Consider the following 15,828-nt stretch of genomic DNA (forward strand, 5'->3'; position numbering starts at 1 on the left):
AGGGGAGTCGAGGTACGAGAACGAATATACCCAACAGATCGTGCGCCGGCGGGTCCTGCCCGACGGCGTCTATACCTGGTATGTCGAGGCGGTAGATGATCGGGGGCATTCGCAGGTGGCCTCCGGCCGGCTGGAAATCGTGGATGCCGATACCACCCTGCCCGAACTGCGCAATTTCTCCGTCTCCCCGCGCGAGTTCACACCTAATCAGGACGGCATTGACGACCGCGTGGCCATCACCTATTACCTGACCAAAGAGGCCAATGTGGTGGTGTATCTGCTGGGGCCGGAGGGAAGCCCTGAGCCTCAGAAGTACCCGGTGGCCGAGAAGGAGCGGGACGTCAAACCCGGCGCGGTGGGGATCCATCTCTACGATTATGAAGGAGGGGTGGATCGGCAAGCCCAGCCGCCGCCCGACGGCACGTATAAGGTGATTGCCGAGGCCGAGGATAAGGTGGGCAATATGGTGGTGGTGGAGAGCACCCTCACCATCAAGGAGGGCGGGGTGCCGCGCGCGGACATCGTCGACGCCGAGGTGACGTTCTCCCCAACCATCGTGCCGCTGGGTGGGACGCTGTATTTCACCGCCACGGTGGAAAATTTCGGCAAAGTGCCCATCCGCACTTCTGGGCCGCCGCCCGGGACGCAGTACCGCAGTGACCAGAACTTCAACACGTTGGAATGGTACGAGGAGCCGGGCGTCTGGCGGTTCGGCATTGACTTTGAGACGAACTCGACCGGCCGGCCGTACCCCTACCGCTGGGCCGTGGGTGACGAGAGTGTGCTCACGGTGCGCGTGATAGACGGTAAGGAGTATCGCTATCTGATGCCGGGCGCACGCGCACTCATCACCGGTAGTATCCAGATTGTGGACAAGCCGCCGCGCAATCCTATCTATTTCTGGGGCGGCCTGATCCATGAAGAGGTCCGCATCGAGTCTTTCAACGACCATGTGGACCCCCAGCAGATCTCCATCGGCTTTTAGCATGGATGCGGGTTCCCTGGCCGGCCTGGACCTGGCGGTAGTGATCGTCAGCTTCAACGTGCGGGAGCTTCTGCGCGAGTGCCTGCGCTCCGTGCGGGATGAATTGGGCCGGCAGATGGGCCTGCGCGCTGCTGTCTGGGTGGTGGATAACGCCTCCCACGACGGCAGTGCAGATATGGTCCGGGCGGAGTTCCCGGACGTGCATCTGATCGCCAATGACGTCAATCGGGGGTTCGCGGCGGCCAACAATCAGGCCCTGCGCGCCCTGGGGTTTGGCGGGGAAGGCGCATCCTTCGCTGGCCTGCCGCGCTTTGTGCTCCTGCTCAACCCGGACACAACGCTGGAGGCCGGCGCGCTGATAGCCTGGCTGGCCGCGGCCGAAGCCCTGCCCCGCGCCGGCGTGCTCGGGCCCGCCCTGCGCTATCCGGACGGCCAGTTCCAGCATTCCGCCTTCGCTTTCCCCACCCTCTGGCAGGTGTTCTTTGACTTTTTCCCTTTGCACTACCGCTTGCTGGAATCCAGGCTGAACGGGCGATATCCGCGGCGCTGGTATCAGTCCGGCCGGCCCTTCCCCATCGGCCATCCGCTGGGCGCGGCCATGCTGGCCCGCGGCGAGGCTGTGCAAAGGACAGGCTTGCTGGATGAGGGGTATTTCATCTATGCCGAAGAGGTGGACTGGTGCCTGCGCATGCAGGCGTGCGGGTGGGAGCGGTGGTGTGTGCCGGCGGCGCGCGTGATCCATCATGAGGCGCAGAGCACGCGGCAGTTCCGGGATGAGATGTTTGTCCAGCTCTGGCGGAGCCGCTTCCGGCTGTTCGCCAAGCATTACAGCCCGCTCTTCAATGCCGCTGTGCGGCCGCTGGTGCGGCTGGGACTGCGCCGGCTTTCTGCTGAGGCGCGCCGCGCCTGCCAGGTTGGCCAGTTAGATGAGGCCGGCTGTGCCCGCCGCCTGTCCGCGCTGGAAGAGGTGCGCCGAATGAGTTATCTCTCCCCGGAGCGGTTCCGATGAGCGGCAAGCCGGGCGTTACGGGCGTGGTGTTGACATATAACGAGGGCCGGCATATTGCGGAGTGCCTGGAAAGCCTTGCCTGGGCCGACGCGGTGCTGGTGTTCGATTCCTTTAGCACCGACGATACGGTGGAGCAGGCGCGCCGGCACGGCGCTGTGATAGTCCAACACCCCTTCGAAAACTTCGCCCAACAGCGCAACGCGGCGCTGGCGCATGTGCAAACGCCCTGGGTCTTTTTCCTCGATGCGGATGAGCGGGTGCCGCCGGAGCTGGCGGCGGAAATACGCAGTGTCCTGACACGCGAGGAGGCCGGCTGGTGGGTCCCTCGGCGCAATTTCATCGTCGGCAAATGGGTCCAGCATGCCGGCTGGTACCCGGACTATCAGCTTCGCCTTTTTCGGGTGGACCGGGGACGCTATGACCCAGGGCGGGTGGTGCATGAGGTGGTCCTGCTGGAGGGTGAAGCCGGCTATCTGCAGAATCCGCTCATCCATTACAATTATGATAGCTGGGGGGAGTTCATCGAGAAGCAGTTGAAGTATGCCCGGCTGGACGCCCGGATGCAGGTGGAGCGGGGCGTGCGGCCGCATCCGTGGACCTATTTTCTCCAGCCCCTGCGGGAATTCCGCCGGCGTTATGTCACCTGGCAGGGATATCGTGACGGCTGGCACGGGTTGGTGCTCAGCCTGCTGATGGCCTATACCGCTTTCCGCACGACGTTGGAGGTGCGGCGCATCCTGCGCGCCGGCTAAAGCCCCATGCTTTCCAGCAGGGCCAGCAGGCCGCCGGAGAGCAGGGAATGTCCCCCCATGGCTATAGGGATAGGCGCCGCAAGCGCCGCGGCGATCAACTCCCGGATGACATTATCCTCGATATGCTCCGGCTGTCCCAGGTCCGCGTAACAGCGGTCGGCGTCCGAGGGCCAGTGGCCCAGATGGGCGAAGAGCACCCGGCTGTCGAGGATGACCGCGTCCGCTATCTGCGCCAGGTAGGAGAAAAGGCCGGCGAAGCCCTGCGTATCGGCGTAATATCCCACGAGGGAGCGCACTTCCCCCCGCGAAAGCCGGCCGCTGGCGCGCATGCCGCGCTCTTCGGAAATGACGTGCACCTGACAGGCGGCGCGCCGGCGCAGGGTGTGCCACACATCCGCCGAGATCCTTCCCACCAGGAGTAATGTCTTGTGCGGGTCCTTCAACACCCCTAGCACCCGGGTAATATGAGAGGCGTCCACCGGTGCTCCGTCCATGACGGCGCGGGTGTGCGGATGCAGACGCTCGCGGCACAGCTTCAGGATGAGCACATCGGTGATGGTGTCGATATCGAAAGAGGTGCCGGCACTGCGCGGCGGCTGTAGCACCTCGTGCTTGCCCATTTCCGCCAGTTTCCACGCCAGGTCGTTGTCGCGCGCCGGCGGTTCCACCTCCTCCAGCCAGCCGGCGGTGAAGCCCACCAGGTCCGAGGAGTACAGGTTGTTGGTGACCAGAGCTTGCGGGTTGTCTCGCAGGGTGTCCACCAGCGTTTGGAACTGGGACTGGGTGATGAGCGGCGCGGCCCCTCCGCCCATGTAGAGCACGCGCTGGTTCCTGGTGATACCGGCGGCCTGCAGTACATGCCGAAGGTGCCGGCCGAAGTGAAAATCCTCACCCGGCTCATCGGGGATGACCAGCACGGGCAGGGAAGATAACCGCTCCATGAAAGAGGCGCGGTTGGTGCTGACGATAACCCGTTCGACGCCGGCGAGCGACAGCCCCAGTGTGATCAGGTCCATCGCTACCGCCTCGCGCACTGCGCCCAGCAGTTGTTCGGGGAAGGCGAGGCCGGCGTCTCCCAGCATGATAAGGAGGTCCAGTTTGCCGGCGGTGTCAGTTGTGACAGAGTGCTCCGGTCCCATGGATTTCCTCGTCCCGATGTCCCGAAAGGCGTTTTACAGAAAAACAGGGGCGAAACGCATGAGCGATCGCCCCTGATGGTTCGCCAGATGGACTTTACATAACCTCAGGCTCGAGCAGGCCGTAGTTGCCGTCCTTGCGGCGGTAGACCACGTTGATTTGCGAGGTGTCGACGTTGTAGAACAGGAAGAAGTCATGCCCGAGCAGTTCCATCTGTTCGATGGCTTCCTGTTCGTCCATGGGCACAACGGGGAAGCGCTTGCGGCGGACGATCTGCGGGGCTTCCGTCTCCTCGATTTCCTCGACGGCGATGGGCAGGGCCTCACCCATGGGTTCCGCCGGCGCGCGTCCCTTGTTGCGCTCGCGCTTGCCCTTGTAGCGGGCGATCTGCTTGTACATCTTCTCGACCACGCGGTCAATGGCATCCCGCATGTCGCCGGCGCGTTCCTCCGCCCGCAGGATGGAGCCCTTGGTGCGGACGGTGACTTCACAGACCTGGCTGTGGTTGGAATTCTTCGTCGGTTCCGCGGTCAGCTCGACACGGGTTTCTTCAATCGAGGGGAGATAGCGGTCCAACTTGCCCAGCTTCTTCTGCACGTACGATTCCAGCCAATCCGTCAGCTCCAGGTTGCGGGTATGGATATACAGTTCCATAGGTGATCTCCTTTCTGGAGAATGTAAATGGTAGCGCTGAGGCTCCCCTATGCGGGGAGTAATTGAATTGTAGCGCATTTTGTGGGAATGTCAACCGCCTGAGGATGGAGGATTTCGGATTGCGGGTGAGGGAGATGGCGGGGTAGGGGGTGCGGTGAAGAGGCGGATAGGATCAGGGCGGAAAGGGGGAAGACCGCCGGCCTGCCGGCGCGGCGCGTTGGACAGAAAATGCCCCATCCGGTATACTCATCTGCGCGATGTGATCCCTACGGACAGGAGGAAGTATGGAAACGCTGTATCTGGACGGCGATCACCTGACGCTGGAAGACGTCTCCAAAGTGGCGTATGCCGCCCCGAATTCTCTCGCGATTCTCCTTACCGAAGAAGCCATCCAAAAGGTGGAACGAGCCCGACAGGCGGTAGATGAGGCCATCGCCCGTGGGGAGGTGGTCTACGGCATCACGACCGGTTTCGGTGCGTTCAAGGACCGCATCATCTCGCCGGCCCAAACGCGTCAGCTTCAGCGCAACATCATTATGAGCCATGCGGTGGGGGTGGGTAAGCCCATTAGTATTCCGCTCACCCGTGCCATGATGCTCATCCGTGCCAATACCCTTGCCAAGGGGCATTCGGGCATCCAGCTCCAGACACTGGAGCTTCTCCTGCGCATGCTGGAGCGCGGTGTGCATCCCATCGTTCCCGAGAAAGGCTCTCTCGGCGCCAGCGGCGACCTGGCACCGTTGGCACACATGGCGCTGGTGCTGATCGGGTTGGGGGAGGCGGAATACGCCGGCGAACGCCTGCCCGGCGCCGAGGCCCTGGCACGCGCCGGCCTCCAGCCAGTGGAATTGGGCGCCAAGGAAGGTCTGGCGCTCACCAACGGCACGGCCTTCATGTGTGCGCACGGTGTGCTGGCGACCCTGCGCGCGGAGAATGTGGCAAAGGTGGCGGACATCGCCGGCGCCCTTTCGCTCGAGGCCCTGCACGGCACTCCGGATGCCTTCGACGAGCGCATTCACGCCGTCCGCCCGCATCCCCGCCAGGTAGAGGCCGCGGCCTATTTCCGCCGGCTCATCGAGGGCAGTACCTTTACCCGTTCCTACGACCCGCTCAACGTCCAGGATGCCTACACCCTGCGCTGTATCCCGCAGGTGCACGGCGCGGCGCGCGACGCCATTCTGTACGCCCGCTGGGTGCTGAACATCGAGCTGAACAGCGTGACCGATAACCCTCTGCTTTTCTTCGAGGAAGATGGCACGCCGCGCTGGATCTCCGGCGGCAATTTCCACGGCGAGCCGGTGGCCATTGCCATGGATTACCTGTGTGTGGCGCTGGCGGAGCTGGGCAATATGTCGGAGCGCCGGCTCACCCGCCTGACGGACGAGGCCAGCAACGCCAATGTCCTGCCGGCGTTCCTCATTAAGCACGGTGGGCTGAACTCCGGCTTCATGCTGGTGCAGTACACCGCCGCGGCCCTGACCTCGGAAAATAAGGTGCTGGCGCATCCGGCCAGCGTGGACACCATCCCCACCTCTGCCAACACGGAGGACCATGTCAGCATGGGGCCGGCCGCGGCGCGCAAGGCCATGCAGATCCTGGACAACGTCGAATATATCCTGGCCATGGAACTGCTGGCCGCCGCGCAGGGCATTGATTTCCGGCGCGGGTGTCTGGGGCCTTCCGCCAAACTGGGGCGCGGCACGGCGGTGGCGTATGACCTGATTCGCCAGCGCGTGCCCTTCCTGGAGAACGATGATGTCATGTATCCCCATATCCAGGCGGTGCATCAACTGGTTGTGGATGGGACACTGGTACGTGAGGTGAACCGCGCTCTGGGTGACGAATAAACACCTTCCGCAAGGTATGCAAGGGGGCATAAAGCGGCGTCGATGAAGACCATCGCTGTCTTGACCACGGGCGGCACTATTGCTATGAAACAGCAAGGGGACGCCGGCGTCGTGCCGGCGCTCGGCGCCCAGGAATTGATCCAGGCCCTGCCCACCGATATCGCACATTTCGCTGTCGAGGACATCTGTAATCTTCCCAGTCCGCACCTGACAGTACACCATTTGCGGACCCTGCACTCCCGTGTGGTGGACCTGGTCTTTCGCCAGGGAATTGCCGGCGTGGTCATCACCCACGGCACCGACACCATGGAGGAGACCGCCTTTTACCTGGACATCACGGTGAATCCCAAGGCACCGGTCGTGCTCACGGGCGCCATGCGTAATGCCTCGGAGGCCGGCTATGACGGCCTGGCGAACCTGACGGCGGCAGTGCGGTTGGCCGCCTCGGATGAGGCGGCCGGCTTGGGCACGCTGATCGTCATGAACGACGAGATTCATCTGGCGCGCTGGGCCACCAAGTCCCATACCTCGGCGTTGAATGCCTTTGCCTCGCCGTACCATGGCCCTGTTGGCCGGCTGGTGGGGAAGCAGGTCATGCTCCATGCTCGCCCGCCGCACCGTCCGGTCCTGCCGGCAGGTGATTTGGCCGCGGACGTGCCGATCCTGCCGGCCGGCCTGGACAGCTCGCCGGCCATCCTGCAGTATCTGACGGCGAAGGGGACGCGCGGCGTGGTCATCGAGGGCACCGGCGCCGGCCATGTGCCGCCGGCGTGGCTGGAACCTATTCGTCAGGCAGTGTCCCAGGGCATGACGGTCGTCATCTCCAGCCGAAGCCGCGGCCCGCTGTACGATAAGTACGGCTACGTCGGCGCGTATCGCGATCTGGCCGCCGCCGGCTGTCTCTTCTCCGACGGTATGGACAGCGCCAAGTGCCGCATCAAGCTGATGGCCATCCTGGGCCAGGCCGGCGATGCGGAGACCATCCGGCGCTGGTGGGAGATGGTCTGACGGCTGTTGTGGATAGGGGGAGGGGAATGCGAGTGCGTTTTGCCCATCTGGCCGACCTGCATCTGGGATATGAACAGTATCACAGCCCCGACCGGTACCGCGATTTCTTTCAGACCTTTCGCCGGGCGGTGAGCGATATCCTGAAGGAACGGGTGGATTTTGTCCTGATCGCCGGCGATCTCTTTCATCAGCGTGTCATTTCCCCTTTGACGCTTATCCTGGCGCAGAGGGAGCTACAGCGCCTGAAAGAAGCCGGCATCCCCGTGGTGGGGATCATGGGCAATCATGAACAGCCGCACTACCGCCAGGACCATTCCTGGCTTGATTTCCTGTCCGCCCAGGGCCTGCTGATCCTTCTGCGCCCGTATTATCAGGATGAAAAGCTGGTCCTCCAACCGTATCAGGACGGCGTCGGGGGGTATGTAGACCTGGGGAATGTGCGCATCTACGGCACCGGCTATCACGGTGCGGCCGCCCCCCGGGTGTTCGCCGATCTGGCCGCGCGGCTGGAGGAACTTCATGCGGAACGCCGGCCGCCCTTCACCATTCTCCTGTCCCATGCGGAGGTGGAGGGCATGCTGGTGCGGGGCGCCGGCACGCGCGTCAGCCTGACCCATTACCAGCTCGCGCCCCTGCGCCCGCACATTGACTATCTGGCCCTGGGGCATGTCCATAAGCCGGCCCAGCAGGATGACTGGCTGTTCAACCCTGGCTCATTGGAGCCCAACAATTTTGATGAATCCCAGCACCCGGGCGGGGTTTTCTTCGTGGAAGTGGAGATTGGCCGGCCGCATACTATCCGCGCCGAGCACCGCCGCTACGCCCGCCGGCCCTTCATCCGGCGCCGGCAGGATGTCACGCCTTTTCAGACGCCGGAGGAGCTGTACGACGCCCTGCGGCGCCAGCTCCAGGCCGATGCAGAACAGTTTCCCATGCCGCCAGTGGTGGAATTCTCCCTGGACGGCCTCCTGCATTTCCCCTCTTCTGCCCTGCAGATGGATACGGTGGCAGAGCTGATCCGCCAGCGCTACCAACCGCTGGTCAGCCAGATTCATCTGCGGGCGGCGCCGGCGGAGTATGTGGTCAACGCGCCGGCCGAGCATCTCTCCCGCGCGGAGATGGAACAGCAGGTCATGCGGGAGTTATTACAGCGCGATGGACGGTTCCAGAGCAGTGCCGAGCAGTGGGCAGGGATATTTCGGGAGCTGAAGGAGCGCGTTCTGGAACGTCAGAGCGCTGACGAGATCATCCGGCAACTGCGGCTTAGCGCCTCTTCACTGCTGGGTGAGGGGATGGCGGAAGATGTACATCACGCGGGTTGAGCTGGAAAACATCAAGAGCTACCAACACGCGAGCATTGAGCTGGAGCAGGGCGTCACTGCCATCTGCGGCGAGAACGGCGCCGGCAAATCCACCATCCTGGAAGCCATCGGCTTTGCCCTGTTCGACTTCAGCCCCTTCCGCCGGCAGGCACAACTGGTTCGCGAAGGGGCCGCCAAAGGGGTCATCACGGTAGCGTTCGTCGCATCCGACGGGCGAGAGTACGAGGTAGTGCGCACCTGCGGCAAGTCCTCGGAATATTATGTCTATGATCCGGAGCTAAAGGTCCGTCTGCGCGAGGGCAAGGCCGGCGTGCAGGAGTGGCTGTGCCTGCAGTTCGGCGTTCCCCCGGATACCAACCTGGCGCACCTTTTCAGCAACGCCATCGGCGTCCCCCAGGGCCTGCTGACTGCCGCGTTCCTGGAGGATGCCTCGGCGCGGCGGGACAAGTTCGACCGTCTGCTGAGGGTGGAGGAGTATCAGCGTGCCTATGAGGGTCTGCGCGAGGTGGAAAGCGCGCTGAGGGATCATGTCAGCGAGCTGGAGAAAGAATCAGCCGGCCTGGAGGGCCAGCTTGCCCGACTGCCACAGCTTGAGCAGGAGGCCGGCGAACTGGATGGGGAGCTGGAAGATATACGCCGCCGGCGCGATGAGCTTGCCCATGAACTGGCCGGCCTGGAGGAAAAATCAGAAATATTTCAGCGCCAGAAAAACCTGATAGAGTCGCTGGAGCGTTCCATCGCCCTGCTCACCCAGCAGTTACAGGGCCTGGACGTTCAGCTTACCGATGTCGAGCGGCGTCTGGAGGAGGCGCAGAAGGCGGCGGAGACCTGCCGCCGGCTGGCGCCGGCGTATCAGGCCTATCAGGAGGCGGAGGAGGCCCTGCGCCGGCTGGAAGGGGAACGCTCCCGCCGCGACGGCATCCGACAGGAGCTGAGCCAGGTCGAGGCGGTGCTGGCTGGCGTGGAGGCCCGCCTGCAGTCGCTCCAGGAGCAGTTGACTCGCATAGATGAGGCTGTGGCGCGGCTGGCCGAACTCGGGCCGGCGGTGGAACAGTATCGCCGGCTCGAGCAGGAGCTTCAGACGGAACGTCAGCGCGCCGCTCTGCTGGAACAGCGCCGGCAGTCGCTGGAGCAGGTCTCCGCTGACCTGTCCCGGCTGGCATCGCAGCGGGAAACGCTTGTCGAGGAGCTTGCCCAGCTTCAGCAGTGCATCCCGCTGGTCGAGGAACTTCCTCTGCTGGAACAGCAGTTCGCCGAGGCCCAGCAGGAGCACGGCCGGCTGGTGACCCAACTGGACCAGGCGCGCCGATCGCGGCAGGCGGTGGCCGGCGGATTATGCCCCTATCTGCAGGAACCCTGCCGCAATATGCAGGAGGGCATGAGCCTGGCCGACTATTTCGACGGACAGATCGCGGAGCTGGAGGCGGCGCTCCAGGAGCTGACGGCGGCGCAGGCGGAGCTTCAGGAGCGGTTATCTGCGGCGCGGGATGCGGCGAAGCGCCTGGAGCGGCGGGACCCGCTGAAAAGCAATCTGCGTTCGGTGGAGGAGCAGATCGCAGAGCTTACGGGCCGGCGCGAGGCACTGGAACGCGAGGTCGCATCGCTGGCCGGCGCGCCGGAGCGACTGCGGACGCTGGAGGCGCAGGTGCGGGAGCTGGAGCATCTGCCGGCGGAGCACCGCCGGCTGGAGGCGCTGGCCGCGGAGCGTCCAAAAGTGGAGGCGGAATGGCAGGAGCTGGGAGCGCAGGCGGAGGAGAAGCGCCGGCGGCGGGAGGAGCTTCAGACTGCCCTGGCCGCTTATACCGGCCTGGACGAGCGCATTGCAGAAGAGCGCCGGCGAAAGGAAAGCAGTGCGGACGCGTATAACGAGTATCTCCGCAGTGAGGCCATTGCCGCCAGGCTGGCGGAGATCCAGGTGCAGATGGAGAAATTGCGGAGCGCACGGCAAGAGCTGAATGCCCAGTTCTCCGAGCTGGAGGGCCAGCTTGCCGATGCCCGCCGGCAGTATGATGCCGGCGCCCATGCCCAGGTTCAGCAAGAGCTGGACGCCTGCCGTGCCGGCCTGTCCTCCCTGGAGGAGCGCTTGCGGCTGAAGGAAGAGCGCCGGCGCGTGGTGCAGGAGGAACTGGCATCCCTCCGGCAACAGCAGGCGCGGCTCCAAGCGGTGCGCCAGGAGATGAAGCAGGAGACGGCCCTCCTGGAGGTGGTGAAGACCGCCCGAGCAGTCATCCGGGACGCCGGCCCACACATCACCCGCCTGCTGGTGCAGTCCATCTCCCGCGAGGCCGCCGCTATCTTCTCCCAGCTAATGAACGACTACACCATGCATCTGGAGTGGAACGAGGATTACGAGATTCTGGTGGAGAAGGCCGGTCATGTCCGCACCTTCCAACAGCTTTCCGGCGGGGAGCAAATGAGCGCCGCGCTGGCCGTGCGCCTGGCACTGCTGAAGGAGCTTTCGGAGTTGGATATCGCTTTCTTTGATGAGCCGACGGCGAACCTGGACGAGGGCCGGCGCGAGAGCCTGGCGGACCATATCCTCAACCTGCGGGGCTTTTCCCAGCTCTTTGTCATCAGTCATGACGATACGTTCGAGCGCGTTACCGAGAACCGCATCCGGGTGGTGAAGGAGAACGGCGTCAGCCGCGTCTACATTGAATAGGGTGGCCTGATACGGCCGCCCAAGAGAGGGTTGGGCAATGCTGGTGCGCGAACGGGTGATTCAGGCGCTGGAACAGCAGGCAGGCAGTTTTCGCGGCTATCAGTTGGCCCAGCATCGTGATCTGGACCAGTGCCGGCAGTTTCTCCTCGAGATTGCCGGCTGGCCCGCTCGCCGGCTGGCCGATACGCTCGCCGGCATGCCGGCGCCCGGCGCCCTGCCGACGGCGGAACATGACGCGGCCGGCGGTGCGGTGATTCCCTTCCGGGCGCAGTGGAAGAACCACGAGCAGGCCAGGCAGTGGGCTATGCAGGTGTTGATGGGGCGCACCACCTTCGCGGTGGACGGCTCCCATATTCCACCCCAGCGTACCATGTCCATCCCGGTGGCCCTTATCCAAATCGGCTGGTACGAGAACCGGCATCAGCCCGGCGGGGCCTATGAGAAGGATGTCATGGTGGAGGTACTACCGCCGGCGGAATTGGGGGCCGGCGCCGGCGCCGACCTGGAGCAGGGCTGGGATGAGCGCATCAGCCTGCGCCGTTATGTGCGTGAGGTGGAGCGCGTCATCGCCTATATGCAGGCGCACGCCGGCGAGGACCCTCCGCCGGTGGTCTTCTTCGACGGCTCGCTCATCGCCTCGTTCGCCGGCCGGCTCTCGCTGGAGGTGCAGAACGCGTATGCCTCTCACACCATGCGCATGGTCATGGCTTCCGAGGACACCGGTGTGCCGCTCATCGGCTATATTGACACCAGCTACGCCCGCGATATGGTGGAGATGTTGAGGGCCGCCGGCGGTGCCTGCGCCGGCCATCTCTCTGACCCTATCCTGTACGCCCCGTTGATGCGCTGGGGCGACCGCACGCCGGCCTATATCTGCGCCCGAGATGATGTCGTGCTCAGCAGTTATGTGGATGAATCCAGCGGGCGAGATTTTCGCCGGCGCATCTGCTTCACTTACCTGAAGACGACCGCGGACCATCCGCCGGCGCGCATCGAGTTCCCGCTGTGGCTGTTGGAGGCCGGCCGGCTGGATGAGGTGCTGGACATCGTGCGCGCCGAGACCGTCGTCGGCAACGGGTATCCGTATCCGCTGGAGACGGCCGACGCGGTGGCGGTGCTGACCATGGAGGACCGCGAGCGGTTTTACGAGCTGTTTCGCCAGTTTGCCCAGCGCCATGACCTGCCCCTGCGGGTCTCGCGCAAACTGCTGAGCAAGCAACAGCGCCGCGTCTGAAAGGGCGGAGAGGAAGGGATAACAATGGTGGTGATTGGCAAGATTGTGAAATCCAATTCGCATGTGGAGTATGTCTGTCAGGTGTACAACCCGGGGGAGCGGGCGGAAGTGCCGACGCCGGCGGATTACGCCTTCGGTCGTTTTGTGCGCGTGCTTTCGGTGCAGGCCGGCCAGCCCGATCTCATCGGGGTGATTTACAACACCATCCTGATGAACCCGGAGTTCGGGACGCTGGGGCCGCGCCTGTCGTCCGCGCCGGAGCTGGAGATCTTCTCACCCGATTACCTGAGCGAGAAGGCGACGCTGGTGGGCATTCTGGTGGTGGGGAGCATGCCGCCGGCGGAAGGGCCGGCGTTTCAGGGCATTCCCCCCTTCTCCGCGCCGGTGGATGCCCTGGTGATGCCGCTGACGCGCGAGGAGCTTCGCAGATTCCATGAGGGGGAGGCCGGCCCGCGCCTGGCGTATATCCCTCATCTGCGTTCCCAGGCGCATCCGCTGATCCCCCATCTGCTTCTCAACATACTGGACCAGGTCATTGAACTGTTCCCCGAGCACAAGGAGCAAATCACCGTACTGCGGGAAGGCCTGGCCTGGCAAACCTATGTCCAGCCCATGAGTTGAGCCATCGAGGGAGGAAGCATGTCCATGCACGAACCGGTTGGCACGACCAAAGGACCGGGTGAGAGCCCGCACGAATACACCTTTGTCACTCCTGATGTCGAGGAACGGGTGCGGCACGGGGAATTTGTCTATTATGAGGCGGTGGTGGACGGCCAGGCGCGGCAGGTGGTGGGGCGCATCACCGACCGCCGGCCTCTGCGCACCTATCCGGACGTCTTCATGGCCAACCCGGCGGTCCCGCCGGCACACATCGCGCAGATGTTGGGGCACGGGCAGGGACAGCATGAGCTGTTCGAGATTACGGTGCGCATCATCGGCTATTATGACCCTGTCCTGAAGGATTTTATCAACCCCCGCCTGCCGCCGCGCGCCGGCCGGCCCATCTTTCTCTGCGATGACGAGATGCTGTCCCACATCCTCAGCACGCGTGAGCGCGGGAAGCCCGGCAGTGCCTGGATCGGATCACTGCTGAGCCGCGAGCCGGATGCCGTGCCCATCGTGATTGACGCCGGCGCCTTCACCAGCACCCATTTGGCCATCATCGCCAGCACCGGCGCCGGCAAAAGCTACCTGGCCGGCGTCCTGATCGAGGAACTGCTGAAGCCGTACAACCGCGGCTGTGTGCTGGTCATTGACCCACACGGGGAATATGACACCCTGCAGGAGATGACTAATCGGCCGGAGTTCCAGGGCGAGGACGGCTACCGTCCCGAGGTCAAGATACTGCGTCCCCAGCAGGTGAAGGTGCGCATTAGTTCCCTCAACGTAGGGGATTACCGCGCGCTCCTGCCCAACCTCACCGAACGCCAGGAATACATCCTGCGCAACGCGCTGAGCGCCCTGCGGCGGGCGCGGGGCGACAAGTACGGTTTTGACGACCTGATGCTGGCGGTGCGGGAGCAGGGCTACAAGCCGGCGGATGAGATGGATGAGATCGCTGAGGAAAAGCCCACCAAATACGCTGATTCCGTGGAAGCGGTGCTGTGGCGGCTGGATGCCGTGCTCCGGCACTCCACGTCCTTCAATGACTATCAGCAGTTACCGCTTCAGGAACTGTATTCCCCCGGCCGCTGTACCGTGCTTCAACTCAATGAGATTGACGCGCGCGAGCAACAGGTCATCGTCGCGACCATTCTACGCCGGCTTCTGCAGGCGCGTGTGAATGCGGAGCGCGGTCAGGCGGATGAAAGGTCGGAAGATTATATCCCCTATCCCACTTTTACGTTGATTGAGGAGGCGCACCACTTCGCGCCGGCGTCCGGAGAAGTCGTCACGACGCACATCCTGCGGCAAATCCTGGCCGAGGGACGCAAATTCGGCGTCGCCGTTGGCCTTATCAGCCAGCGGCCGGGCAAGCTGGATGCGGACGTGCTGTCCCAGTGCATGACCCAGTGCATTCTGCGCATCGTCAACCCGGTGGACCAGGCGCGGGTGGCAGAGAGCATCGAGAGCGTGGGACGGGACCTCCTGCTGGAACTGCCGGCGCTCAGCAAGGGGCAAGTTATTATCGCCGGCTCCGCGGTGAATACGCCGGTCATCTGTCGGGTGCGCCGGCGGCACACCTCGCATGGGGCGGAGAGCAAAGACGCGCCCTCCATATGGGTACAGTATTCATCGGAAGGGACCCGCAAGCGCCGCGAGAGAGACCACGCCCTGCCGGTGGATCTGACACAGCCGCCCAAGCCCCTGGGTTCCGTAATGCTTGACGACGATGAGTGAGCGCGCTCAAACTGCCCGCAGGATGACATAACGGGCCAGGCCGATCAGCGCGCCGGCCAGCACCAGCCAAAAAGTTTCGGGCTGGAAGCGCCAGAGGATGAGGGTCGCGCCGGCGGCGATGAGCGCAGTGGGAATGTCCACGACCGCAGAGCGCAGGAGGGCGATGGCCACCGACAGGATGAGCGCTACCACGGCGGCGTTCACCCCTCGCAAGAATGCCAGCGCGATGGCAGAACGCCGCAGGCGGGGGATCCAGGGGCCTATCAGCGCCACGATGATGAATGAGGGGAGGAAGACGCCCAGCGTGGCTACCAGGGCCCCGGGCAGGCCGGCGACCACATAGCCGATGAAAGTGGCCGAGGACAGCACCGGGCCGGGCGTCATTTGTCCGACCGCAATGGCATCCACGAGCTGTCTCTGCGTCAGCCAGCCGAAGCGTTCCACCACATCCCGCTGGATGAAGGCAAACAGCACCATGCCGCTCCCGAACAACAGGGAGCCTACCTTCAGGAAGAACAACCCCAGCTTCACTAACCGATGATCCAGCCAGGCCGGCAGGGCGGCAGAGATGCCGGCCCATGAGCCGCTGGTCATGAGCAGGACACCGAGCCTCCCCTGTAGGTTGATGCGGGCGTAGATCAGCGTGCCGGCCAGCCCCGCGGCCAGCAGGAGCAGAACCTCATTGACGCCCAGCAAGCTGGAGATGAAGCAGAGGAGGAAGAGGGCCAGCGCCGGCCAGTCGCGCAGGGCCGCCCTGCCCAAGCGATAGGTGGCGACCAGGATAATGCCCACGACGGCCGGGTTGATGCCGTAAAAGAGGGCATCCGCCTGGGGCAGGTTCCCGAAGCGCACATAGAGCCAGCCGAGCGCGAGGCTGG

General features: G+C 64.1%; 13 protein-coding genes. 10 read left to right on the forward strand and 3 right to left on the reverse strand.

Annotation, left to right across the window (positions count from 1 at the left end; all coding sequences use genetic code 11):
* The 3 genes from H5T60_03475 to H5T60_03485 form a co-directional block, all read left to right on the forward strand.
* A partial coding sequence (locus tag H5T60_03475; protein ID MBC7241491.1) for a hypothetical protein occupies positions 1 to 985 on the forward strand: 985 nt, incomplete at its 5' end.
* A gap of 1 nt (position 986) precedes the next feature.
* Positions 987 to 1,994: a glycosyltransferase family 2 protein gene (locus H5T60_03480; protein ID MBC7241492.1), complete on the forward strand. Its 1,008-nt coding sequence runs from the start codon at positions 987 to 989 to the stop codon at positions 1,992 to 1,994.
* Positions 1,991 to 2,746, forward strand: coding sequence for a glycosyltransferase family 2 protein (locus H5T60_03485; protein ID MBC7241493.1), 756 nt, complete (start codon positions 1,991 to 1,993; stop codon positions 2,744 to 2,746). The genes H5T60_03480 and H5T60_03485 overlap by 4 nt, the downstream gene beginning before the upstream one ends.
* Here H5T60_03485 and H5T60_03490 read toward each other — a convergent pair.
* Positions 2,743 to 3,885, reverse strand: a complete 1,143-nt coding sequence (locus H5T60_03490) for a hypothetical protein (GenBank protein MBC7241494.1) — start codon at positions 3,883 to 3,885, stop codon at positions 2,743 to 2,745. The genes H5T60_03485 and H5T60_03490 overlap by 4 nt on opposite strands.
* 94 nt (positions 3,886 to 3,979) lie before the next feature.
* Entirely contained in the window at positions 3,980 to 4,537 is a 558-nt protein-coding gene (gene raiA / locus H5T60_03495; protein MBC7241495.1) for a ribosome-associated translation inhibitor RaiA, read from the reverse strand.
* A 284-nt stretch (positions 4,538 to 4,821) separates the two neighbouring features.
* Here raiA and hutH point away from each other — a divergent pair, with 284 nt between their 5' ends.
* From hutH to H5T60_03530, 7 genes are read left to right on the forward strand one after another with little or no spacing between them, the layout of a single operon-like run.
* Positions 4,822 to 6,384 (forward strand): histidine ammonia-lyase, encoded by a 1,563-nt coding sequence (gene hutH / locus H5T60_03500; protein ID MBC7241496.1) that lies wholly within the window; start codon positions 4,822 to 4,824, stop codon positions 6,382 to 6,384.
* A gap of 42 nt (positions 6,385 to 6,426) precedes the next feature.
* Complete coding sequence (locus H5T60_03505; GenBank protein ID MBC7241497.1) at positions 6,427 to 7,392, forward strand: asparaginase; 966 nt, start codon at positions 6,427 to 6,429, stop codon at positions 7,390 to 7,392.
* A gap of 26 nt (positions 7,393 to 7,418) precedes the next feature.
* The gene (locus tag H5T60_03510) at positions 7,419 to 8,714 is read left to right on the forward strand and encodes an exonuclease SbcCD subunit D (protein ID MBC7241498.1); all 1,296 of its coding nucleotides are present in this window, start codon (positions 7,419 to 7,421) and stop codon (positions 8,712 to 8,714) included.
* Positions 8,695 to 11,376 carry an AAA family ATPase gene (locus tag H5T60_03515; GenBank protein MBC7241499.1) on the forward strand — a complete coding sequence of 894 codons (2,682 nt, stop codon included), beginning with the start codon at positions 8,695 to 8,697 and terminating at the stop codon, positions 11,374 to 11,376. Before H5T60_03510 ends, H5T60_03515 begins: the two co-directional genes overlap by 20 nt.
* A 37-nt stretch (positions 11,377 to 11,413) precedes the next feature.
* Positions 11,414 to 12,610, forward strand: coding sequence for a DNA double-strand break repair nuclease NurA (locus tag H5T60_03520; GenBank protein MBC7241500.1), 1,197 nt, complete (start codon positions 11,414 to 11,416; stop codon positions 12,608 to 12,610).
* A gap of 45 nt (positions 12,611 to 12,655) precedes the next feature.
* The gene (locus H5T60_03525; protein ID MBC7241501.1) at positions 12,656 to 13,231 is read left to right on the forward strand and encodes a hypothetical protein; all 576 of its coding nucleotides are present in this window, start codon (positions 12,656 to 12,658) and stop codon (positions 13,229 to 13,231) included.
* Positions 13,232 to 13,249: 18 nt separating this feature from the next.
* Complete coding sequence (locus tag H5T60_03530) at positions 13,250 to 14,950, forward strand: ATP-binding protein (GenBank protein MBC7241502.1); 1,701 nt, start codon at positions 13,250 to 13,252, stop codon at positions 14,948 to 14,950.
* A gap of 6 nt (positions 14,951 to 14,956) precedes the next feature.
* Here H5T60_03530 and chrA read toward each other — a convergent pair.
* Positions 14,957 to 15,828, reverse strand: an 872-nt coding sequence (gene chrA, locus H5T60_03535; GenBank protein ID MBC7241503.1) for a chromate efflux transporter, incomplete at its 5' end; no start/stop codon positions are given.

Source organism: Anaerolineae bacterium, assembly GCA_014360855.1.
Taxonomy (GTDB): domain Bacteria; phylum Chloroflexota; class Anaerolineae; order JACIWP01; family JACIWP01; genus JACIWP01.

Coding starts and splice junctions, on each gene's coding strand:
- H5T60_03520 (MBC7241500.1), top strand. CDS start 11,414: ATGCTGGTGCGCGAACGGGTGATTCAGGCGCTGGAACAGCAGGCAGGC.
- H5T60_03485 (MBC7241493.1), top strand. CDS start 1,991: ATGAGCGGCAAGCCGGGCGTTACGGGCGTGGTGTTGACATATAACGAG.
- H5T60_03515 (MBC7241499.1), top strand. CDS start 8,695: ATGTACATCACGCGGGTTGAGCTGGAAAACATCAAGAGCTACCAACAC.
- raiA (MBC7241495.1), bottom strand. CDS start 4,537: ATGGAACTGTATATCCATACCCGCAACCTGGAGCTGACGGATTGGCTG.
- H5T60_03530 (MBC7241502.1), top strand. CDS start 13,250: ATGTCCATGCACGAACCGGTTGGCACGACCAAAGGACCGGGTGAGAGC.
- H5T60_03490 (MBC7241494.1), bottom strand. CDS start 3,885: ATGGGACCGGAGCACTCTGTCACAACTGACACCGCCGGCAAACTGGAC.
- H5T60_03480 (MBC7241492.1), top strand. CDS start 987: ATGGATGCGGGTTCCCTGGCCGGCCTGGACCTGGCGGTAGTGATCGTC.
- H5T60_03505 (MBC7241497.1), top strand. CDS start 6,427: ATGAAGACCATCGCTGTCTTGACCACGGGCGGCACTATTGCTATGAAA.
- H5T60_03510 (MBC7241498.1), top strand. CDS start 7,419: ATGCGAGTGCGTTTTGCCCATCTGGCCGACCTGCATCTGGGATATGAA.
- hutH (MBC7241496.1), top strand. CDS start 4,822: ATGGAAACGCTGTATCTGGACGGCGATCACCTGACGCTGGAAGACGTC.